Raw genomic sequence first — 22185 nt, forward strand, 5'->3', positions numbered from 1 at the left:
AACAATTTGGTGGATGCTTCCAAATTGTTTCAGGTTTTTTTATTATATGCAGAACGTTTAAAATGTCATGTTACATTCTAAATATCCTTTGGATCCCTGCATGAAGCCCTTCAAAAATAAAGGATTGGGCTGCTTCATTATTTTTATAGGTGGAATAGGTGCTGATATTTTGGTCTTCAAATAGATAGACGGTCACTTCTTTGTTATCTGGATTAACGATCCAATATTCCTGTACCCCACAAGACATATAAAGATCAAGCTTTTTAATCATATCCTTCCTTCGGGTACCATTTGATAAAACTTCGGCAACGAGGGATGGGACGCCTTTGTAATAATCATTTTTATTTAACTTTTCCTCAAGGTCACAAATAATCATAAGATCTGGCTGTACAATATTTAAGCTTTCTGCCGATCTTTTAAGTTCTATATCGTAGGGAGCAATCATTGGAGTACACTTTTTCCCTTGAAAAAAATTATAGAATATGACAAATAACTCGGTTAAAGCAATTTGATGAGCCGTTCTCGGAGAAGAGAGTAAATAGATTTCTCCATCAATATATTCATATCTTTCTTCAGTTTCCTGATGCAATAGAAGAAACTCCTCTAAAGTAGCCTTTTTTCCATCAGTGAAATAGTCCGATTCCTTTTCGTGCACTTGCTCCGATATTACAGGACTAATTGCTGCCGATGTATCTTTTACAGAAGTCAGCTTGGCGATTTCTGTTCCGTTCCGTGTAATAACAATATCCTCTTGTGCCGCAAGCATTAAATACTTGCCAAAATTATTTTGTAATTCTGTTGAGTTAATAATCATTTCGACACCTCCAGTTATTAGCTAAAATAGCTATATTAGTTAATCTGATTATAAGAACGTTCAGACTGAGAGTCAATCTGAAAGGATCAAACTGTGAGCTTCAATGAGTAGAGACTTTTTTCTGCTGTTGAGTCGTAATGGTCAGCTGTCGGGAATACTTTCATTCATTTACTGATTTTCGTATAATTATTTGATGGAGAAAGATGAAAAAATAAATTATACATAAGGGAAGATGTGAAGGTAATGGCAACATACGTATTCGTACATGGTGCATGGCATGGCTCATGGTGCTGGGAAAAGGTCATACCATTATTTGAGAAACAGGGACATGTAGTTTTGACAGTGGATTTACCAGGAGTAGATTTAGATAAAACTGGCGATTCATCTGTTAATTTACGCAAATATACGGATTCAGTTTTACGTGTGATTGCTAAAGCAGATGAACCTGTCATCCTTGTTGGGCACAGCATGGGAGGGATTGCAATTTCTCAAGCAGCAGAACGTCATCCAGAAAAAATCAAATCACTTATTTATGTTACAGCTTACATGCTTAAAGATGGGGAAACGATGCTGGATATTATTAGAACAGATAAGGAATCCTTGATTGCACCTAACTTAATTCCTTGCAATGAAGGTACTGCCTTTAATTTAAAATCTGACAAACTGATAGATATTTTCTACGGAAGCTGTGATCAGAAAGATATTGAAAATGCAACGACTCGTATAACATCACAGCCATTAGCCGTTTTTTCGGAGAGGTTATCCCTAACAAACGATAGATATGGAAAAATTCCTCGTTATTATATTGAATGTCTCCAAGACAGAGCTATCACAAAAGAGTGCCAGCAGAATATGTATCATGCTTTACCATGTAAAAAGGTGTTCACATTGAATACAGATCACTCTCCTTTTTATTCAAAACATGAGGAATTGGCTGAAATTCTTCTTCATGAAATATAAGGTGGAAGTCGGGATAGGAACATAATAAGCCAGACCCAACAGGGTCTGGCTTATTATGTTCCTTTTTCACCTTCAAGAGGATAGTGTCTACGAGCCATCTGGGAAAACGGATGTTTTATTCGATTAGACCGAGACGGAAAGCGGAGGCAACGACTTGAGTGCGATTTTTGGCATGTAGCTTCGTCATCAGGCTGCTAATATAGTCTCTGACGGTGTGTTCACTTAAATGCAATAATTCTCCCATTTTTTTGTTGTCATGCCCATCGGCAAGCAAGTCTAGGATCATTGTTTCTCGTTCAGTCAATTGAATCTCTGCTATTCTGCTTCTTTCATCATGGTTTCTTGAAAGGTATAGTCCAATCCGTTTTCCGGCCTGTTCGAGTAAGATTAACTCTTCCTTCGAACAATCAAATTCTTCCCCTAACTGATCAAATGTTAACCAGCCTAATAATTGCTGCTGATTAAATATAGGAACAAAAATAACTGAAGAGAGATTGAACAGCTTGATATGTTCCTCCCTTACATAATTATGAGGATTTTTAAGAAATATTGGCCCCTTCATATTAAAAAAAGTATTCTGCTTATTAAGCTGTCCTCTCATGCTTTGAACCTTTGTTAGTTCAGATCCAATGACCCCGTAAAATTGATTGGACCAAGGAATGTAGGCGTAAAATACACATCTTTTATAGTGAAAGATATCCTCACATTTTTTTAGAATATGTGCAAGATTACTACTGCCTGAGGTACTGATTAGAATCTCGTTCAATTGATCTAGTAAATATAGTCTTCTTAGTTCCTCGTTGTCCTCTGCCTTTTTAGAAAATGTATGTTCCGTTTCAGTATCACTGCGTTTGCTATAGCTGTGAAACAGATGGGAAAAAACGGATGAAAGAAACATTAGAATGGGAATATTGCGGTTATGCTGTTTTACATTCGCCATTAAAGTAAGGACTGATTTTTCAAAAATAAAGAAAAAATAATTGAAAATTCTTGTATTCAAAATAGTTATTTGTGATTGCAGCCAAGTATCTAAATGATCCTCATAATCATTGCTGATATCTTCAATATCTGAATGAGACAAAAAGTGTATAAAAGAGTCTAGCAGTGTACCAATTAGTATTCGATCTTCTTCAATAATATTAGGCTCTAGGTTTTTGTATATCGTAATATTTTCTCTAATTTGCTTGCTATGACTTTTAATAAAGATGATGAATTGCTCAAAATCTATTTCTTCATAGTCATGGGATTGCTGCTTCATACCAATTCATTCTCCTTAAAACAATTTAACCCTATAGATGAAGGATAATCTTCTATGTATTATACAGCAATATGGAGGATAGTAATTCAAAGCGGCAGTAGTAAAATTGAATTATAACAATAGTGACTCTTTCATAAATAGATCATTTAAGTCTACTTATTAAAGAGAATGAAGTGATTAACAGTGGATTTAATAAAAATGAAGAAAAGGAAAGGTGATTCCAATGAGACTTGATAATAGAGTAGCCATTATTACTGGCGGTGGAACAGGGATTGGCAAAGAAACCGCATTGTTATTCGCAAAAGAAGGAGCCAAAATTGTTATCACTGATATAAACCAAGAATCTGGACAACTAGCAGTAAATGAAATAAAGGAAAATGGAGGAGAAGCTCTATTTATCCGTCATGATGTAAGTAAGGAAGAGGATTGGAAACTAGTTGCTGAAGAAACCATTAAGCGTTTTGGGAAAGTGGATGTCCTGTTCAATAATGCAGGGATTTATATGATTAAACCGCTTGCTGAAATTGAATTAGAGGAATGGAATCGTCTCATGTCTATTAATGTAACAGGCGTATTCTTAGGGATGAAACATATTATGCCATTAATAGCAATAAACAAAAAAGGATCTGTTATTAATGCGTCATCTATTGCCGGTTTAACAGGAGCTCCTGGCCATGTGTTATATGGGGCAAGTAAAGGAGCTGTCCGAATGATGACGAAGGATGCGGCTATGGAGTATGCTGCAGCTGGAGTTAGAGTAAATTCGATTCATCCAGGGTATATTGATACTGGTATGGCAGACTATGCTTCCCAAGTAACAGGTAACTCAAAAGATCAACTAGGGAAAGATTTATTCCCTTTGGGACGTCTAGGGGCTGTGAAGGATGTAGCTAATATGGTTCTATTCCTTGCTTCAGATGAGTCCGCCTTTTCAACAGGGGCAGAATTTGTCATTGATGGTGGAGCAACAGCAAGATAATTGGAAAATCTTAAGAATATTAAATTGGAGTGACATATGATGAGACTAGAAAATAAAGTGGCGATTATTACAGGCGGAGCAAGTGGAATTGGTGAGGCAACCGTTCGTTTATTTGCTGAAGAAGGTGCAAAAGTAGTCATTGCCGATTATTCTGATCGCGGACAAGAGCTTTCTAAGGAACTGAATGCAAACGGGTATGATACATTGTTTGTCAAAACAGATGTAACAAAGGAAGACGAAGTAAAACATATGATTTTTGCAGCTGTCGATAAATACGGAAAGCTTGATATTATGTATGCGAATGCGGGGATTGCTAATGATGCAATCGCACATGAGCTATCTTATGAGCAATGGAAGAGAACGATTGATATTAATCTGTCAGGTGTATTTCTTTCTGATAAATATGCGATTGAACAAATGCTTAAACAAGGGACAGGCGGGGCAATTGTTAATGCTGGCTCTATTCATAGTCATGTGAGTTTACCAAATGTAACGGCCTACTCAGCTGCAAAGGGCGGAGTTAAGCTATTAACTCAGAATTTGAGCGCTGCCTATTCAAAGCATGGAATTCGTGTGAATGCTGTTTGTCCAGGCTATATTGATACACCGTTAATCGGTGGGGTTGATCCAAAAGTGAAGGAATATCTTGCTTCTCTGCACCCAATTGGCAGACTTGGCAGACCAGAAGAAATTGCAAAAGCAGTATTGTTCTTAGCAAGTGATGATGCCTCATTTGTAACTGGAGCAAGCTTGCTAGTAGACGGTGGATATACAGTACAATAACATTTTGACGGAAAAAGAATGAAGTAGAAGCCTATTCTCAATGTGAGAATAGGCTTTTTGGCGAGGTGTAAAAGGAGATTTTAAAACCTTTTATTGTGGCCTAAATAGAGTCTCGTCTTTTTCCAGCTTAGCATCAATAAAGTCCGCAATTCATTGAAGCTCATGTATTTGAGATATAACTTTTTCTTTATAATTTAATAGAGTTCTTTTTAATTCGGGAACAGAACTAAGTTTTTCTTTTATAGGCAATTGTAAAATATTCTTCATTTCATTTAATGACATGCCTGTAATTTATTCATTTGCAGGAGGCTGAGATTTCCTCACCTCAACTAGCACTGATTGATTTAGAACGGTTATCCAATATTTACCGCTTTTCTTTAAAACTATGTCGCCTGTAAAACTGCTTCCTTTTTTTCCAGTTGAAGCTTTTATAAAATCCATCCTATCAGAAAATGTGAATACTTCTGTAGTACCATCTTCTAGACTATACAGTCTAAGCTTTACTTGCTCAGGCAGATCTTCTCCTTCAACATCAAGATTCACATCCTCAAAAGTTCCTGCCACTAAATCCTCCTTAGAAATCAGTAGTGTGGCCTTACCAATCTCCACATAAGGTTCCTTCACATAGACTGAGAACTCTTCAAATGTTCCTTCTCCAAATATGAACTTCAGGTTCCAATACCCATGCTTTTCAAAAGGCTTAAAACTTGTTAAGGCGTGGGCATCAGAGCCATACATGCCATTACTTAATGTGAAAGAAGCTATTTCCTGAGTATAGCCGCTGTCAACATGCACACCCTCTATTTTCATATCCTTATTAACAAGGTCATCTGGATTGCCCCAAAGATAAACCATTATTTTTGCTACGCCTCTATAATCTTCTGCAACCCATTCAACAGGACGTAATAAACTCACTTTTTCAGGTATCCCATAGTTTGAATCTAGATAAATTGGCTTTCCTGCTTCGTTAAATAGAGCAAAATATTCACCACTCTCTGCTCTTTCAACACCTGCGGAGGAATTCGTTTCAGGCAAATCCATAGTCTCTAAAAATAAAATAGGAACAATAATTAATACCGCAAATAGAGCCCCCAACACACCAGCCCGCTGAAAAGAAAAGCCCAATCTTTTTCTAGGCGTCTTATGCTCCCGAATACTCTTAATAATTCTAGTCTTTTGCTCCCTATTCAGTTCAAACGCAGGGAGTTCCTTCATCTTCTTTAGAAGCTCTTTATCTGAAAGATGGGTCAACTTGTTCATCCTCCTTTAAAAGCGAATTTAGTTTTTTTACTGCACGATGAAAAGTGACATTTACTTTATTATCCGTCCATCCTAATACTTGTGCCGTCTCCTCAGCAGACAAATCAGCAATTCCTCTAAGAAGGACTACATCACGATAATTATTTTTCAATGCATGGATAGCCTCTAATAATCGGGCGGATTCATCCTTTTGGATAACAATTTCTTCTGTGATAGATAATTCTTTATCAGAAGTTTGCCGTAAAAGCTTTTCCTTAAGATTATGCAAAATACTTCTTTTTCTATAAAAATCTATCGCTGTATTACGAGCAATACTGATTAGCCATGTCTTTGGGTTAGACTCAAACTTAAAGCGCCCGAAGGATTGAAAAGCCTTTAAAAATGTTTCCTGTACAAGATCCTCCACATCTTTGGATCCTGTGTAATACACCAAATAATTGGTAATATCTATTTCGTATTCATGAAACCATTGTTCCACTTGCCGGCCGGCATCCATCGCTTTCCCCCCTTTATAATAGGACGGAATTTTAAAGTCCATCTTACAGTCTAAGTGTTAAAAATTTTCAGGTAATAAAAAATTGCCAAAAATGGCAGCTGATTACTTTAGTTTAATCCAATCATACCTTTTTGAGATATTGTTTGGGATAATTTCTTGTTAAATTAACTGGACCGTTAATTACAGTACAGCAGCTCACATTCTCCTTTGGAATTTTGCAAAGAGGTCTAATTTACTTGTCCCAAAAGCAACTTACTTGATTACATATATAGGAAGGAATAAAATATATAAATCTTCTTCTATAATGGATAATGAAATAGAAGAGCAAGATAGAAATGGAAAGGGGACGTTTATATTGTCGCAATCATTAAAAGGAAAAGTAGCAATTGTAACAGGTGCAGGAAGAGGGATCGGCCGAGCAATAGCGACTGCGTTAGCGAAAGAAGGAGTAAATGTTGGTTTGCTTGCAAGGACTGAAGATGCTTTAAAAGAAGCAGCAGCTGAATTTGAGGGATTAGGTGTAAAAGCGGCATATGCAGCTGTCGATGTTTCATCAATGGATCAGGTTGAAGAAGCAGTTAAACAATTGACAAGCAAGCTTGGTACAGCTGATATCCTTGTAAATAATGCAGGAACAGGGCAATTTGCGTCTCTATTAGACATGGATCCAGAAGAGTGGAAGAGAACGATTGATGTTAATTTAATGGGTCCGTATTATGTCACACGTGCGGTTCTTCCGCAATTAATTGAAAAGAATGGCGGGGACATTATTAATATTTCTTCTACGAATGGGTTAAATGGCGCAGCTACATCAAGTGCCTATAGTGCATCCAAATTTGGGCTGATTGGTTTAACTGAATCTTTGGCACAAGAAGTTCGCAGAAACAATATTCGTGTAACAGCATTGGCTCCAAGCACAGTTGCTACTGAACTTGCTGTCCAAAGCAATTTAATCAACGGAAACGAAGAAAAATATATGCAGCCAGAAGACATTGCGGAATTTGTTGTATCACAATTAAAATTGCATCCGCGCATTTATGTGAAAACGGCAACACTTATTGGAACGAATCCTTTTTAATTGAAGAAACATAATGATTAGATTTTGAAAGATAAATATAAAAATATAAATCCGAGTTTCTTTGATGAAACTCGGATTTATATTTTTATTGGGACAAAGGACCTGTCCCCATGTCCCGCTTTACACTGCATCTATAAGGGATTCATTTTTTTAATTTATATTGAAAAGGATACAAGGCTATGTTAGCTTCTACATGGGGGAAGGACAATTTCATTCCAGGGAGGGAAAAAGGTGGAAATTTGTAAGCTGCCAATTAAGTCAATGGTGTTTGTTCTAGCTATATTAATCATGCTGGCTGCAGGTTGTTCTAAGGGCGAAGAAATACAGGAAAGCACAGAGTCAGGAGCAGCTGAAATACATCTAATGACAGGAAGAGAGCTTGAAGAGAAAAATTCAGCAAATGAAAAGGATCATGTCCTTATTATTGATGTGCGTTCTGCAGAAGAATATGAAGCCGGCCATATTCCAAATGCCATTCATATCTCTTTAGATGAAATAGAGGAACGGCTTGAGGAGATCATGGACTATAAGAATAAACCGATCATTTTATATTGCAACACAGGCAATAGGAGTGGAATGGCTGCAGAAACTCTAGCAAACAACGGGTTTACTAATATTATAAATGCACAAGGGGTTAAAGAATACGAGTATGATTTGGTGTATTATAAAGATATTAGAGGAGCAGCGTTCCAAGAAATGGTTAATGGAGATAAAGACATTATTCTAGTAGATGTTAGACCAGAAAAGCAAGTTGAAGAAGAAGGTATGATTGAAGGGGCAATAAATGTTCCATCCGACACTGTAGATAAAAACCTTGATAAGCTTCCGAAAGAAAAAACGATTGCTTTGTATTGCAATACGGGCACAAGAAGTGCGGATGTTGCCATGCAATTAGAAGAATTAGGATATGAAAATGTTGTTAATTCTATTGAAGGTGTAAAGGAATACTCATTTCTGTTAACAAAATAGGAAAACCCGCTTGTCACAGGATTTGAACTATGGCAAGCGGTTTTTTTTATGAACAGAGGTTTTTTGTTACTTATAAAGCAGCCGGAAATGACTATGTAGAGAAAATGTATAGTTTGGTATGCCATAATAATTAATTCAAAATACTCACAGTAATAACATTGTTATTACTGATCTTTAAGACTATTTTTGATTACTCTTTGGCTTAAAAAGCAGGACTACTCTTTTAAGACTTTAATAAAAAATTATTAAAGGCGAAGAGTTTGATGAAAGGATCAAGATTATTCTGTTTGTACAAAACACGCAATATGAAAAAGAGGGTTATAAAAGTGATATTAATGAATAAAATGACACAAGTATTGGATTCAAAAGCTGTTTTATCTGCACTTGAATGTAATCTAGCGATGATTGAATTTAATTCTGCTGGGAAAGTCATTTGGGTAAATGAAAACTTTGCTCAAGCATTAGGCTATCAAGTAAATGAAATGATCAATATGAAACATAGACAATTTTGTTCACCAGAATATAGAAACAGTAAGGAATACACAGACTTATGGAACAATCTTCGTAAAGGGAAAAAGTTTCAAGATAAAATCGAAAGAGTAGGTAAAAGGGGAGATGTCATTGTCCTTGAAGCTACTTATATTCCAATCATCTCTGATGCAGGAGAGGTAAATGCAGTTTTAAAAATAGCCACAAATATTACACAACGTGAAAATGAAACGATAAACTTGATGACTGAATTAAAGAACATCCCTGTTGATTTGGTCAATAAAGTCATAGGAAATATACAAGAAAATATTCAGGTTTTAGAAGATTTAAAGGATCAGACCGAGTCTATTCGTGAGGTGACTAATTTGATTCATAATATTTCAGCACAAACGAATATGCTTGCTTTAAATGCGGCCATTGAGGCAGCACGGGCAGGAGAGCATGGCAGAGGATTTAAAGTGGTTGCGGATGAAGTAAGAAGGTTAGCAGGAAGTGTTGATGAGGCAATTAAAAGGATAAATATTAAAGTTGAAAACATAACAAAAGAAGTAGGACATGTTAATGAAATAACTGATCGCTTACAAAAAACAGTCACAGATTCTCAATCAGATTTCAGCAGAACAGTGAAAAAGTTTGAAGGTTTAGCCGTTAATTAATCGGCTGAAATTCCGCTCACTTTTAAAACTAGATCGAATACCCAGAGCAATTCTATATAGGGCTATGAATAAATAAATGTTATGATAGACATAGAACATTTCAGAGACATAGAAAGCTAGAATTGCTCGTACAATCGTTATGAAACATTGTATTCCAAAGGGTAGGTAGAAACATGAAAGCTGTATTAATAGATGATGAATCTTTAGCATTAAATTATCTAGAACACCAGCTGCTAACTATTGATGGTGTGGAAATAATCGGTAAGTTTACAGATCCAATACGTGGAAAAGAAGCAATCGAAAAGAATGATGTAGATCTTGTATTTCTAGACATTCATATACCTGAAATTAACGGAATCGAGTTAGCCGAAAAACTTTTGGAAAGACAGCCTAATTTACATATCGTTTTTGTGACAGCATATGATAATTTTGCCATTCAAGCATTTGAACTGAATGCTCTTGATTATATTTTAAAGCCTGTGCTGAGAGAACGCATATTGAAAACGATTAATCGAATTAAACATAGAATGGAAGTCAAATTTGTTACTTCCGTACAGGAGCGGACTACACTGGAAATGAACTTGCTTCAGCAGGTTTCTATTTTTCAAGGACAACAGCCTATTCCACTGCAATGGCGAACGACGAAGGTACAGCAGCTGTTTCTCTATTTGGTTCATTACCGTGGAAAAATTGTAAGTAAGTCAGAGTTAATCGAATTACTATGGAGGGAATATGAGCCCAAAAAGGCTTATGCTCAGTTATATACGTCTATCTATCATGTGCGAAAAACACTTGAATCAATCGGAAACCATTTTTTAATCAGAAATACCACAGAAGGCTATGTCATGACATTAGAGAATGTCACATTAGATGTTGACAGGTTTGATGATTTTATTCAGTCAGGTCTAAACATTACTCATAAATCAATAGAAGTTTTTGAACAAGAAATGAGTTTGTTTAAAGGTGACTATTTGGAAGGATATGACTATTTATGGGCAGAAGGCGAACGCCAAAGGCTTCAGCTCCTATGGGTAGGTACTTCATTAAAAATGCTATCATGGTATCATGCAAACAATGATTTAGAAAAAGCAATCATACTTGGCTTGGATATATGTAATCGGTATCCATTAGTGGAGGAAGCCTATTTTTTACTCATGAAGCTCTATGCTGATATTACGAATAACCATGCATCCGTTCATTATCAATATCGCCGTTTAAAAACTGTATTAATGGAAGAATTAAATGTAGAGCCGAGTCCAGCAATCATCGAATGGTATATGAATTGGAAGAATAAAAATAAGGAATGAACCTAAAAATGGTTCATTCCTTATTTAGCTGGCACATGGAAGGTGACGACGGTGCCGAGGTTAGGCGTACTCTTAATTTTTAATCCTTCTCCAAAAAGCTGTTTTATCCGGCGATCCGTGTTTCTTATCCCTACACCCATTCTTTCCTGTGACTCATTTTCTTTTTTGAAAAGCTGTTCAAGTTTATTTTCGGTCATACCTATTCCATCATCTTGAATGGAGATTTTAATATATTCAGGCTGTTTCTTTATGTGAATAGATAATGTTCCGCCGTTCGTACGCTGTAATATTCCATGCTTAATGGCATTTTCTACTAACGGCTGTATGGTCAGCGGAGGTATTTTTATATCAATATTATCATCCATATCCCACTGTACGTTAAGCCTATCACCAAACCGTGCGTTTTCAATAAATAAATAGGATTGTACGAGAGATAGTTCATGATCTAAGGGTACGAATGGATTCGTGTTTTCAAAATCAAAGCTTAACCGCAGATAATTGCTAAATTCTTCAAGAAGCTCCTGCATTTTAGTAACATCCATCATTCCAAGAGCGGCGATTGAATTGAGCGTGTTGAAAAGAAAATGCGGCTGAATTTGTGATTGCAGCCATGCACCTTCCATACGCAGCTGCTCTTCTATTGATAACTTCAATTCTGTTAATGCTCTAACTCGTGCTTTTAATTCGGAAGCATCAACAGGTTTCATCACATAGTCATTTGCTCCTGATTGAAAACCAGTTAATATATCCTCTGATCGAGCCCGTGCCGTTAATAGCAGAATAGGCAGTTCCGAAATAGTATACCGTTCCCTGATCATCACAGTTAATTCATAGCCGGATATTTGAGGCATCATTACATCAGAGATAATTAGGTCATAATGGTCTTCTTTCAGCTTAGCCATAGCTTGATGAGCACTTGTCACTGTGATCATCTCGTAATTTTCTGCTTCGAGAATCTGTGTGAGTACATGTAAATTAACCGTATCATCATCGACAGCCAAAATTTTTGCTTTCTTTTTTGAAGCATTCCTTTGCTTAAGAGATAGCTGAACTGAATCCGATGGCTCGATTGCGGCGGCTGTCATATCAATAAAGTTATTCGTTTTTGAGATATTGTTTAATTCTTCATCGTAAAATATATCATTCATTATAGGAAGTGAAAAGGTAAAGATAGAACCTTTTCCAATAGTTGAACGAACAGTCAATGTTCCTTCATGTAATTCTACTAATTCCTTACAAATGTTTAATCCAAGTCCAAATCCTCCGCTTACACTAGAGGAATTTATTGCTGTCTGCTCATAAGGATTGAATATTTTTGTTAATGCATGCTCTTCAATTCCAATGCCAGTATCTTCTACGTGAATAAAGGCTAACCCATTATTTGTTTCAGCACGAATAGTGATCGATCCTTCATCTGTATACTTGATTGCATTATGAATTAAGTTAAAAAGAATTTGAATTAAACGATTCTCATCTGCTTTAATTGCGGGAAATGAATGAGGAATAACCACGTGAAATTGAAGAGGTTTTCCTTCAGCCATTAGCTTTGTCATATCGAGAACACCATTTACAATTGCATGAATATTAATCTTTCCAACGTTTAATTGAACGGTCTTTTCTTTCAATCTTTTCACATCAAGCAAATCGTTCAACATCAATGACATTCGTTTACTGACATCCATTAATATTTCTAGCCGTTTTCTGTGCTCTATGCTTGGGGAGATAACTTTATCCTCCAAAATTGTTTGGACGATATTCATAATCCCGTGTAATGGATTTCTTAATTCATGGGATGTATTAACTAAAAACTCATCCTTCTGTTTATCTTCGAGCTGCAGCTTTTTAGTCAGCTGCTCTGCTTTGGCAGTTACTAAAAAATAGCGCTTAAACCAAAATGCAGTAAATGCAAGAACGGCAAAAATGAGATCAAAAGGATAATGCATGTTGATCGGTGCCAAAATTGTCCAAAGAATATTTACACCAATGCTTATGCATCCAAGCAGCAAAAAAATAAGTTCTTTATTATTTTTTTGTGACTTTTGCAGCATAATTGTTGCGATTGAAACGATGATAGAGAAAATTAAAGCTGAGCTAAGCAAGACTTTAGAAGTCATGATAATGTACTTAGGTTCTGCAATTAGAACAAATAAGAAATAGAGTATACAAAAATAGGAATAGCCCAGCACGAAATTATTTTTCTTTTTTAAAGGATATAGGCTATTGATTACCAATGGAATAAATGCACTTACACCAATATAGGAAAAATAAATGATTTTTAATGACCATTCGTATTCAAACGAAAACCATTTTAATAATAATTTATCATCAGACACTAGCACACTGAGAATCGCGAATAATAGCAAGATGGAAAAGTAAATCAATCCCTTGTTTGGCTTGGATCCGATAAAATTCGCAATGAGTGCATATACACTATGTAAAAGTAAAACAACACATAACAGCAGCTGTAATCCGATTGAAAGATAGGTTCTTAGATTAATTGCTTCAATTGTCCCTATGCGAAGCGGTTTGAGTATACCGCCTTTTTTTGCGTTGGCGGACACATGAATAACTAAGTCTATTTCATTATCAACTGGTTTAAATGTAACGGTGTAGGGAATGTTATTGCCATAATGGTCTTCTAGCTTAGTTGCTGGCTGTCCAGTTTGTCCGATAAATTGACCATTCACGTATACAGCGGAAGCATTATAAATATAATCTAACTTCAGCCCGTATACTTGATAGTCATGGTCATCAAGCAGAATCCGCAGTTTATAGGTGCCATAGTAATAAGAAGGTTTATGATCCTTAGGAAATGCATCGTTCCAATTTTCAGGAACATGCTGAAATTTTTTCTTTTCCTCATCAAGGGCGTTATTCGGTAGACCGGGAGTTAGAAAAGTGGATGGATAAAACTCCCACTCGCCATTCAGCGTAAGTGTTTGGGTAGCAGTAAACTTTGTCCCGCGTAAATCAAGTACACCGCGTTCAGCTATTGGATTATCTTCATAATCAAACTTAGTTATGAAGTTTATCCAGGTTAAGCGAAAAGCAGAAATGAAAATGACGAAAATGATAATAATAGCGATCCATTTATTCTTATTGATTGGTTTCATCATTCCGAGACATATTCCTTTATATTTTTTAAATTATTAGCTGTAAAAAAGAATATCAAAAGAAACTCTACATTTTCTATACTACACTATTAGGTTTATCAAGTAACACCACATTTTAATGCGCAGAGCAAAAATGGATTGTTTCCGTCTATATAGAAAATATTTGAATGAAAAGGGGAAACCCATTAAGATAAACATTGTGAAAAAGCATCAGAAGGAAGGGTGAAATCGTTTGTTTAATTTTAAGACTTTTGATTGGGAAGGTTTGCTAATAGATGCCGGAGTAAAGGCTTTGGAGATTATTGGAATACTAATTGCTTTTGTCATCGTTAAGAAGATTGGCAGAAAGGTTTTAGACCGGACATTTCTTAACATGAGCAAGAGGAAGAATATTTCGGAAGGCCGTGCTTTAACCCTGCATAGGCTTGCTGAAAATATATTGTCGTATAGTTTAATTTTTATTCTTGCTGCTTCCTTGTTTAATGCTTTTGGATTGCCTGTTGCAAGCTTAATTGCAGGTGCAGGAGTGGTAGGACTGGCGATTGGTTTTGGAGCGCAAGGACTTGTTAGTGATGTAGTTACAGGCTTTTTCCTATTATTAGAAAAACAATTAGATGTAAATGACTATGTTACAATCGGCAATATTGATGGAGTAGTAGAGGCGGTAGGCCTGAGAACGACACAGCTTCGAAGCTTTGATGGAACATTGAATTATATCCCGAACCGAGATATTTTGACTGTGAGAAATCATTCCCGTGGAAGCATGCGTGCGCTAGTTGATATTGGAATTGCTTATGATGAGGACATCGATCATGCGATTGAAGTGACTCAGGCAGTTTGCGATCAGATGGCTGGAGAGAATCCAGTCATTGTGGAAGGTCCAAATGTCATTGGGGTTCAAGCTTTAGGAGCATCCGATGTAGTGCTGCGAGTAATTGCCAAAACAGAGAATGGAGAACAATGGGCGGTAGAGCGAGAGATTCGCAAGGCTATTAAAGCGGCTTTTGATGAGAATGGTATTGAAATCCCATACCCTCATCAAGTAATGGTTCACAAAAATGAAGAAAATCTAGGGAAATCACGAGGGAATGAATGATTAATATAGATGAAAAAAGATCAGTTCTACAAAAAATGTAGAACTGACCTTTTTTCATACAATCATTTTATATTTGTTCTTTAACTTGTGAGTAATCAGGTATTGGCTCTGCCTTCTTCTTCGTATTTCCGCTCCATTTTAAATACGTTCCGATTCTCATCAATTTTTCAAAAGGCCCCACCTTCCAAACCTTTAAATATAAATGGCTGGAGAGGACTTGGAGACCGTAAATTGAAATGGCTAATAATATTCCATTAAACACCCCGATTTGTCCAAATAATCCAATCCCATACCCATAAAAGATTGTTGTACAAATAATACTTTGAAGTAAATAGTTAGTCATGGAAAGTCGTCCAACATTTTCAAATAGTTTTAGAAAAACCGGATTTACTCCTTTTGCATAAAACATTGAAAATGCAAATATATAACCGATGGCTAATAATGGCGCTCCAAGCATTTCTGCCATACCTACCCAAGCAGTATTTGGCAGTAAATAAGGAATGCTCTTTAGAAGTAAGCCGATAGGGATGAGTATACTTGCCCAGCGTACATACAGCTTCCGTTCTTCGCTTGGCTGGGTAAACAAGCGGATTTTTGCCGTATACATCCCGAGTAAAAATAATGGGCACATCATAAACGGCGTAATAAGAATAACAAGTAGGTAGGCTTCAGGCGGAAGACCAAGCGGATCCTCTCCGCTATTCCGGAAATCTTTAATCTCAGAATAGCTGCCATCTGCATAAATAAGATTTGCCTTTTGAACGTATGAGTCTATTCTTTCTGCTTCTTCTGGTGTTTCCATCATATTTCCTAACCCGATGAGCGATGATAAAATGAGCAATATAACAGCCCAAATGAAGATGGTTTTTGGCTTGCGATTTAAGAAAATCATCATAATTAAGCCTAAGCAGCCATAAGAAAATAGAATATCGCCTTCCCACACAAAAGTGGAATGCAGCAGCCCAAGAACGATTAATAGAAAGAAACGACGTGCGAAATGCCGTTTTACCTTTCCGCCATTTTCTTCAAGCTTTTCCTTCATTTTAATCATCGAATATCCAAACAAAAACATAAAAATTGGCATAAAGCTGCCTTCCACAAATACCTTTAGCCAAATATTTGCCGCTTCATCACCGGTAAATAATTTGAAGTGCTGCAGCTCATCCATTCCCCATATCCCGTATTGAAAAATAAGCATATTTGCCATTAAAATGCCGATTAAACTAAACCCTCTAATCCCATCAATCATTGCTAGCCTTTGTTTCATAATACCTCTCCTTTAATCAATTCTGCATACTCCTACTCTACTTTTTTCAGCTTTCAAGACAATGAACAAAACTTTACTATTGGATTAATTTTTTCCATTTCGTTCAACTGTTCGTAAAGTTGCTATGCTACGATATGGGGGAGGTGGATACACATGGAAACAAACAACATCTTAATTGTGGATGATGAAAAAGCAATCGTGAAAATGCTGGAGCTGATGTTGAAAAAGGAAGGGTTTCAGCATATTTATACAGCCCATACAGGCAGTGAGGCGCTTGCGATCATAGAAAAGGCAAAGATTGATATTATTATTCTCGATGTCATGCTGCCTGATTGCAGCGGATTTGAGCTTTGTCCGAAAATTCGTGAGAAAACAAATGCATATATTTTATTTTTAACAGCCAAGGTTTCTGATCTTGATGTGCTAACAGGATTTGCAACCGGCGGGGATGATTATGTCACGAAACCATTTAATCCGCTTGAAATAGCTGCCAGAATAAAAGCATATCTAAGGAGAATGCCTGCTGCTAAGGAACAGCCCGTATCTAAGACTACTAAATTATATGATTTTGGACGATTTATTTTAGATGAGAGTGCCGGAGAATTAATTGTTAATGGAGTGCCAGTCCCATGTCCTACACAAGTATACTTATTGCTCCTTTATTTTTGTAAACATCCGAATATCGTTCTTTCTAAAGCGACCCTGCTGGAAGCAGTATGGGGATTTGAACACTTTGTAGATGACAACACAGTGTCTGTTCATATTAGAAGAATTAGAGAGCGGATTGAAGAAGATCCAAGCAATCCTAATTTTCTGCTAACTGTCAGGGGTCTAGGCTATAAGCTTGTAAAAGGGAAAAAATTATGAATCGATTAAGAAGGCGGCTATTCCTCCATTTCTCTTTACAATTTATATCATTGGCAGTTGCAATTATCATTCTATTCTTTTTTATTTTACTCATAGCAGTCGTTTGGATAACGAAGGATGAATCTAAGTATAACTACTATCAGACGAAAATTGAAAGCATTTCGATGAATACTGGAAATTCCTTGAAAGAAGTTACGATGCTTGATGGCTGGGATAAGGATTTGGCTGAGGAAGGGATTTGGGTGCAAATCATTGATCATAAAGGGGATGTGATTGAATCAGGCAATGTTCCGGATACGATTCCTAATCAATATAGCCAGCATGATTTACATAACATACAGGAAACAAACGAGCTTCAAGGATATTCCCTCTCCTTCTATTTAGAAACTTTGTATGAAGAGCCTTATTTATTTGTTTTAGGATATGAAGATGAAGCGCGTAAATTGCTGCAGCAAATGACTGCTGACTACGGAAAAGAAGGTATGGTTCCGAAAGCATATGTGAAGCATGCGGAGGATAAACTTTCATCCATTGACGGATTGTTAAAAATTTATGATGCAAACGAAAAGTTAGTCCAATCGATCGGCAGCCAGTTAGATCTTGATAAAGAGCTGCCATTAGATATATTTATCCGGAAAGTAGCTCCTGACACGTATTCGACGAAAACAACGATAGTGAAGGATCCGCAAACGCAAGCCCTATGGGTTCTCTACACACCGAATGAAAATAAGCAGGAAATCAAGTTCGATTCATTGAAGGACATTATTATTGCGTTTGCTGCATCAGGTGTAGGTGTTCTTGTGATCACCATTATTATTTCCTTTTGGAATGGCTTCCGCTATGGGAATCCGCTTTTTATTTTTACCAGCTGGCTTAGCCGGATGGGGACCGGCAAGTACAATGAAGTATTAACAGAAAAGGAAAAGAAGCTTATTTTCCGGAAAAACGGGAAGGTTCGGCTGAAATATCGCTTATATGCAGAGGTTTTTCAAGCGTTTTATGCGATGGCAGAAAAATTAGCCGCATCAACAAAGGAGAGGGAGCAGCTTGAAAAAACAAGGGAGGAATGGATGACTGGCATTTCTCATGATCTTCGTACCCCTTTAACGACGATGCAAGGCTATGGAACGCTATTGGAAAGGGGACAATATGAGTGGTCAAAACAAGAGCTTGAGGATATAGGGAAAACAATTGGCGAAAAAAGTGCTTATATGCTAAGCCTTATTGAAGACTTCTCTTTAAGCTTTCGATTAAAGAATAATGCTTCGCTTGTTGATTTTCAGCTAATTGAAGTAAATGATCTGCTATCGAGCATTGTTAGTAAGTTTCATGAGGATAGGACATTAGCAGACTACCAGCTATCGTTTCATCCATTAAATCATAGTCTGTCTCTTCAAGTAGCCAAACGCTGGTTTGAAAGAATGATAGATAATTTAATATATAATGCAATTATTCATAATCCGGCTGGAACTTCTATCAGAGTAAGAATAGAAGCAGATGTGGAAAGCGGGAAGCTCAAGATCATCATTAAAGATAACGGAATAGGGATGGATGAAGAGACTAGAAAGCATTTATTTAATCGCTACTATCGAGGAACGAATACAGATGAACGGGTCGAGGGCTCTGGATTAGGAATGAGCATCGCTATGCAAATTGCCGAACTGCATAAAGGGGAAATTATCGTTGATTCAGAGTTAAATAGAGGCACAGTGGTTACTGTTTGTCTTCCTCTTCTTAAGGATGGAAAGCAGCTGGAAACATAAGTGAGGCAAGCAGAAGAAAGTTACTCTTCTGCTTGTTTTTTTATGTTTTGATAGGTGCTAATGCAGAACTCTTTATACAATGTATTTGGCAGCGGCTTGTAATTTTCCATTGCCTTTTCCGCATATCGAATGGCTGCTTCCACCTGCTATCATTAGGAAAGTACATCCTGAACTTACCGAAGCGAAACTAAAGCAAAGAGCAGAAACCGTATAAGGAAAAAGGACTAAAAGCTTTAAGACACAACCTTTATCTCTTTTCTTCCTGTATAATGACAGTACATTTGACAATGGAAATTTTAGTTGAGGTGAATACAGGTGAAAAAGGGAATAACTGCTCTCGGTTGCTTTTTTATCGCAATTGCTGCTTTTTTGTATGCGGCGAAACATATAACAGCTGCAATAATATCTGCATATATAAATACGCCTGACGTCAATTATTATGAAGGGGCATATGAGTTAATTGGTTTTGGCATGACATTCTGGACGCTGCTCTCTCTTCTTGCAGGAATCCTTTTCTTGCTTATCGGCATATGGCCATCTATTAAGGGAGTACTTCAGGTGAAGAATCCAAATAGCAGTATGAACAAAAACATATAAGAAATAGAAAAAGTAAGAGGCTGACCCAAAAGGGAGGATTCTTAAACAATTTAGGTTCTTCTATTATTCTGAGTTCACTTTATTCTAAAGTTGCTTATTTTCGGGAACCAATAGGCTCTATTGAGTTCATTTTATTCTAAAATTACCCGTTTTCAGGAACCAATAGGCTCTATTGAGTACAGTTTATTCTAAAATTACTCGTTTTCGGGAACCAATAGGCTCTATTGAGTTCGGTTTATTCCAAAATTACCCGTTTTCGGGAACCAATAGGCTCTATTGAGTACAGTTTATTCTAAAATTACTCGTTTTCGGGAACCAATAGGCTCTATTGAGTTCGGTTTATTCCAAAATTACCCGTTTTCGGGAACCAATAGACTCTATTGAGTACAGTTTATTTTAAAATTACTAATTTTCGGGAACCAATAGGCTCTATTAAGTTCATTTTGAACTAAACTGGCCTTTTGTTTGATTATGAGCATCTGATTGCACTCTTATAGTACCATCAATATATAAGAAAAAGAGCTGTCCAATAGTCTGAAAATAGACTTCTTGGACAGCTCCTTCCTTTTTTCAAGCGATAGCTTACATGCCTGTTTCTCCACTGTCATGGCTTAATTGCCAGCCAATGCCAAACTTATCAGTTAATTGACCATAGCATTTGCTCCAGAAAGTTTCTTGAAGCTCCATGCCGACTGTCCCGCCTTCTTTCAATTTATTAAATACCGTTTTAATTTCATCGATGTCCTTGCTGACAATGGCAAGGGTAATGTTATTTCCTTGGGTGAAAGGTGATCCAGGAAAAGTGTCAGAGAACATAACGGTGCTCCCGCTAATTGTTAGACGTGCATGCATCACTAAATTTTTGGCTTCCTCTGGAAGCGGATATTCAGGGTTTGGCTCTGAATCACCAAAGGCCATAATGTGCGGTTTTTCAGTTCCGAAAACTTCTGCATAATATTCTACAGCTTCACGGCAATTTCCATTAAAAGTTAGGTAGACTTCTACAGCCAACTTCACCACTCCTCTAAAATAGTCATTATAGTACAAACTCATTATAACCATTAAAAAACAAGTCCAATATATGTTTCATAAAAAAAAAGATAAAGAAATTAAAAATTTAGACTTTTCTTTTTAATGCGAATCACCTATAATTGGTATAGACAACTATACCAATTAATACAGGACGATTTGTTTAAGGGATGTTAAGACATCGAAGGCTAATGGATTACGTCTTATTTTTAGCCTTTTAGGAGCTGTTAAAATGGGAAGAAGAATACTTATTTCCAATGTCACAATCGTTAACTATGATAAAGAGGAGTTTGTTGGCAGTATATTGCTTAAGGATGGGAAAATCGAAAAAATAGGCAGGGATTTACAAGTTAGTGTGGATGAACATCTGGATGGTGTCTCAAAAGGATGGTTGGTGTTTCCTGGCTTTATTGATATGCATATTCATGGCTCAGAGGGCTTTGATGCGATGGATGCAACCAGAGAGGCAATTCGGGGGATGGCTCATTCCTTAGTTAAGGAAGGAACGACAGGTTTTTTAGCAACAACGATGACGCAATCGATTGATGCGATTGAAAATGCGTTAAAAAATATTCGTCATTATGAAAGTAATATGGATGAAGCAGAGCTGTTAGGTATACATGTCGAAGGTCCTTTTATATCAAGTAAATGGGCTGGTGCCCAGCCTGAGGACCATATTATTGAGCCATCTATTGAACAGTTTTACCGATGGCAAAAGCTTAGCGGGGATCGGATCAAACAAGTAACGGTGGCGCCAGAGGTTACGAATGGATTTGAATTTGTTGAAGCATTAAGTAAAATGGGAATTCTTGTTTCGATTGGCCATTCAGATGCAACAGCTGAGGAAGCGGAAAGGGCAGTTGAGCTAGGAGTAAAACAAGCAACCCATTTATATAATGGCATGCGTCCTTTCCATCATCGTGAACCAGGTGTTGTTGGGGCAATGCTTCTTGATGAAAGGGTCAAAACAGAGATAATAGCTGATTTTTTGCATAGTCACTCAGATGCTTTGAAGCTTTCATTCCGTTTAAAAGGAGCTTCAGGAATCATCTTGATTACGGATGCAATGCGTGCAAAAGGGCTCCCCTACGGCTCTTATGATTTAGGCGGACAATCGGTGACAGTTACGGAAAATGGTGCCCACCTCGCCAATGGGACTTTAGCCGGGAGTGTTCTAACAATGGATCAAGCTATTCGCAACATAAAAAAGGCTACAAATTGTTCATTACAAGAGCTTGTCTCCTTGTCATCTGCAAATGCGGCTGCACAGCTGAATCTTTCTAATAAAGGATATATCGCAGAAGGCTTTGATGCAGACTTAGTGATATTGGATCAGTCCTTAAATGTACAAAAAACAATCTGCCGCGGACGTATTGTTTATGATAAATGATAGTTATTTGCAAG

At 36.9% G+C, this 22185-nt stretch carries 19 protein-coding genes; 12 read left to right on the top strand and 7 right to left on the bottom strand.

The window, feature by feature from the left end; genetic code table 11:
* Positions 1 to 70 precede the first annotated feature (70 nt).
* Complete coding sequence (locus C1726_RS10705) at positions 71 to 814, bottom strand: type II toxin-antitoxin system Phd/YefM family antitoxin (protein ID WP_102273129.1); 744 nt, start codon at positions 812 to 814, stop codon at positions 71 to 73.
* A 243-nt stretch (positions 815 to 1057) separates the two neighbouring features.
* Here C1726_RS10705 and C1726_RS10710 point away from each other — a divergent pair, with 243 nt between their 5' ends.
* Complete coding sequence (locus tag C1726_RS10710) at positions 1058 to 1774, top strand: alpha/beta fold hydrolase (protein ID WP_102273130.1); 717 nt, start codon at positions 1058 to 1060, stop codon at positions 1772 to 1774.
* A gap of 115 nt (positions 1775 to 1889) precedes the next feature.
* On the opposite strand, the gene C1726_RS10715 is transcribed toward C1726_RS10710, so the two are convergent.
* Positions 1890 to 3032, bottom strand: coding sequence for a LuxR C-terminal-related transcriptional regulator (locus tag C1726_RS10715; protein ID WP_102273131.1), 1143 nt, complete (start codon positions 3030 to 3032; stop codon positions 1890 to 1892).
* Positions 3033 to 3255: 223 nt separating this feature from the next.
* Here C1726_RS10715 and C1726_RS10720 point away from each other — a divergent pair, with 223 nt between their 5' ends.
* Both C1726_RS10720 and C1726_RS10725 read left to right on the top strand, forming a co-directional pair.
* A complete protein-coding gene (locus C1726_RS10720; RefSeq protein WP_102273132.1) occupies positions 3256 to 4011 on the top strand; it encodes an SDR family NAD(P)-dependent oxidoreductase in 756 nt (251 codons plus the stop codon).
* A 39-nt stretch (positions 4012 to 4050) separates the two neighbouring features.
* Positions 4051 to 4794, top strand: coding sequence for an SDR family NAD(P)-dependent oxidoreductase (locus C1726_RS10725; RefSeq protein ID WP_102273133.1), 744 nt, complete (start codon positions 4051 to 4053; stop codon positions 4792 to 4794).
* Between the two features lie 291 nt (positions 4795 to 5085).
* On the opposite strand, the gene C1726_RS10730 is transcribed toward C1726_RS10725, so the two are convergent.
* Positions 5086 to 6054: a hypothetical protein gene (locus C1726_RS10730; RefSeq protein WP_142385077.1), complete on the bottom strand. Its 969-nt coding sequence runs from the start codon at positions 6052 to 6054 to the stop codon at positions 5086 to 5088.
* Entirely contained in the window at positions 6026 to 6550 is a 525-nt protein-coding gene (locus C1726_RS10735; RefSeq protein ID WP_102273135.1) for an RNA polymerase sigma factor, read from the bottom strand. Before C1726_RS10735 ends, C1726_RS10730 begins: the two co-directional genes overlap by 29 nt.
* Positions 6551 to 6905: 355 nt before the next feature.
* Here C1726_RS10735 and C1726_RS10740 point away from each other — a divergent pair, with 355 nt between their 5' ends.
* The 4 genes from C1726_RS10740 to C1726_RS10755 all read left to right on the top strand — a co-directional run bounded on the left by C1726_RS10740 (position 6906) and on the right by C1726_RS10755 (position 11049).
* Entirely contained in the window at positions 6906 to 7628 is a 723-nt protein-coding gene (locus C1726_RS10740; protein ID WP_102273273.1) for a 3-ketoacyl-ACP reductase, read from the top strand.
* A 231-nt stretch (positions 7629 to 7859) separates the two neighbouring features.
* Entirely contained in the window at positions 7860 to 8597 is a 738-nt protein-coding gene (locus C1726_RS10745) for a rhodanese-like domain-containing protein (RefSeq protein ID WP_102273136.1), read from the top strand.
* Positions 8598 to 8932: 335 nt separating this feature from the next.
* Positions 8933 to 9742 (top strand): methyl-accepting chemotaxis protein, encoded by an 810-nt coding sequence (locus C1726_RS26875; protein ID WP_235822764.1) that lies wholly within the window; start codon positions 8933 to 8935, stop codon positions 9740 to 9742.
* Between the two features lie 173 nt (positions 9743 to 9915).
* A complete protein-coding gene (locus C1726_RS10755; protein ID WP_102273137.1) occupies positions 9916 to 11049 on the top strand; it encodes a response regulator in 1134 nt (377 codons plus the stop codon).
* Between the two features lie 20 nt (positions 11050 to 11069).
* Here the strand turns inward: C1726_RS10755 and C1726_RS10760 are convergent, their stop codons facing one another.
* The gene (locus C1726_RS10760; RefSeq protein ID WP_235822749.1) at positions 11070 to 14165 is read right to left on the bottom strand and encodes an ATP-binding protein; all 3096 of its coding nucleotides are present in this window, start codon (positions 14163 to 14165) and stop codon (positions 11070 to 11072) included.
* Between the two features lie 229 nt (positions 14166 to 14394).
* On the opposite strand from C1726_RS10760, the gene C1726_RS10765 reads away from it, so the two are divergent.
* On the top strand, positions 14395 to 15258 hold the full coding sequence (locus tag C1726_RS10765; RefSeq protein ID WP_102273138.1) for a mechanosensitive ion channel family protein: 864 nt from the start codon (positions 14395 to 14397) through the stop codon (positions 15256 to 15258).
* A 67-nt stretch (positions 15259 to 15325) separates the two neighbouring features.
* Here the strand turns inward: C1726_RS10765 and C1726_RS10770 are convergent, their stop codons facing one another.
* Positions 15326 to 16525 (bottom strand): DUF418 domain-containing protein, encoded by a 1200-nt coding sequence (locus tag C1726_RS10770; protein WP_102273139.1) that lies wholly within the window; start codon positions 16523 to 16525, stop codon positions 15326 to 15328.
* Between the two features lie 153 nt (positions 16526 to 16678).
* On the opposite strand from C1726_RS10770, the gene C1726_RS10775 reads away from it, so the two are divergent.
* The 3 genes from C1726_RS10775 to C1726_RS10785 all read left to right on the top strand — a co-directional run bounded on the left by C1726_RS10775 (position 16679) and on the right by C1726_RS10785 (position 19752).
* Positions 16679 to 17392: a response regulator transcription factor gene (locus tag C1726_RS10775; RefSeq protein ID WP_102273140.1), complete on the top strand. Its 714-nt coding sequence runs from the start codon at positions 16679 to 16681 to the stop codon at positions 17390 to 17392.
* Complete coding sequence (locus C1726_RS10780) at positions 17389 to 19155, top strand: sensor histidine kinase (RefSeq protein WP_102273141.1); 1767 nt, start codon at positions 17389 to 17391, stop codon at positions 19153 to 19155. The genes C1726_RS10775 and C1726_RS10780 overlap by 4 nt, the downstream gene beginning before the upstream one ends.
* A gap of 315 nt (positions 19156 to 19470) precedes the next feature.
* Complete coding sequence (locus tag C1726_RS10785; protein ID WP_235822750.1) at positions 19471 to 19752, top strand: hypothetical protein; 282 nt, start codon at positions 19471 to 19473, stop codon at positions 19750 to 19752.
* Positions 19753 to 20334: 582 nt separating this feature from the next.
* On the opposite strand, the gene C1726_RS10790 is transcribed toward C1726_RS10785, so the two are convergent.
* Positions 20335 to 20763, bottom strand: a complete 429-nt coding sequence (locus tag C1726_RS10790) for a VOC family protein (protein ID WP_102273142.1) — start codon at positions 20761 to 20763, stop codon at positions 20335 to 20337.
* Positions 20764 to 21013: 250 nt separating this feature from the next.
* On the opposite strand from C1726_RS10790, the gene nagA reads away from it, so the two are divergent.
* Positions 21014 to 22171: an N-acetylglucosamine-6-phosphate deacetylase gene (gene nagA / locus C1726_RS10795; protein ID WP_102273143.1), complete on the top strand. Its 1158-nt coding sequence runs from the start codon at positions 21014 to 21016 to the stop codon at positions 22169 to 22171.
* Positions 22172 to 22185: the final 14 nt, after the last annotated feature.

The sequence above is a fragment of the Cytobacillus massiliigabonensis genome (assembly GCF_900199725.1).
Taxonomy (GTDB): domain Bacteria; phylum Bacillota; class Bacilli; order Bacillales; family Cytobacillaceae; genus Cytobacillus; species Cytobacillus massiliigabonensis.

What these genes read in the sequence shown, in the direction of transcription:
- C1726_RS10760 (WP_235822749.1), bottom strand. Translation starts at nt 14,165, where the DNA reads ATGATGAAACCAATCAATAAGAATAAATGGATCGCTATTATTATCATT.
- C1726_RS10725 (WP_102273133.1), top strand. Translation starts at nt 4,051, where the DNA reads ATGAGACTAGAAAATAAAGTGGCGATTATTACAGGCGGAGCAAGTGGA.
- C1726_RS26875 (WP_235822764.1), top strand. Translation starts at nt 8,933, where the DNA reads ATGAATAAAATGACACAAGTATTGGATTCAAAAGCTGTTTTATCTGCA.
- C1726_RS10710 (WP_102273130.1), top strand. Translation starts at nt 1,058, where the DNA reads ATGGCAACATACGTATTCGTACATGGTGCATGGCATGGCTCATGGTGC.
- C1726_RS10780 (WP_102273141.1), top strand. Translation starts at nt 17,389, where the DNA reads ATGAATCGATTAAGAAGGCGGCTATTCCTCCATTTCTCTTTACAATTT.
- C1726_RS10775 (WP_102273140.1), top strand. Translation starts at nt 16,679, where the DNA reads ATGGAAACAAACAACATCTTAATTGTGGATGATGAAAAAGCAATCGTG.
- C1726_RS10705 (WP_102273129.1), bottom strand. Translation starts at nt 814, where the DNA reads ATGATTATTAACTCAACAGAATTACAAAATAATTTTGGCAAGTATTTA.
- C1726_RS10730 (WP_142385077.1), bottom strand. Translation starts at nt 6,054, where the DNA reads ATGAACAAGTTGACCCATCTTTCAGATAAAGAGCTTCTAAAGAAGATG.
- C1726_RS10755 (WP_102273137.1), top strand. Translation starts at nt 9,916, where the DNA reads ATGAAAGCTGTATTAATAGATGATGAATCTTTAGCATTAAATTATCTA.
- nagA (WP_102273143.1), top strand. Translation starts at nt 21,014, where the DNA reads ATGGGAAGAAGAATACTTATTTCCAATGTCACAATCGTTAACTATGAT.
- C1726_RS10715 (WP_102273131.1), bottom strand. Translation starts at nt 3,032, where the DNA reads ATGAAGCAGCAATCCCATGACTATGAAGAAATAGATTTTGAGCAATTC.
- C1726_RS10735 (WP_102273135.1), bottom strand. Translation starts at nt 6,550, where the DNA reads ATGGATGCCGGCCGGCAAGTGGAACAATGGTTTCATGAATACGAAATA.
- C1726_RS10770 (WP_102273139.1), bottom strand. Translation starts at nt 16,525, where the DNA reads ATGAAACAAAGGCTAGCAATGATTGATGGGATTAGAGGGTTTAGTTTA.
- C1726_RS10720 (WP_102273132.1), top strand. Translation starts at nt 3,256, where the DNA reads ATGAGACTTGATAATAGAGTAGCCATTATTACTGGCGGTGGAACAGGG.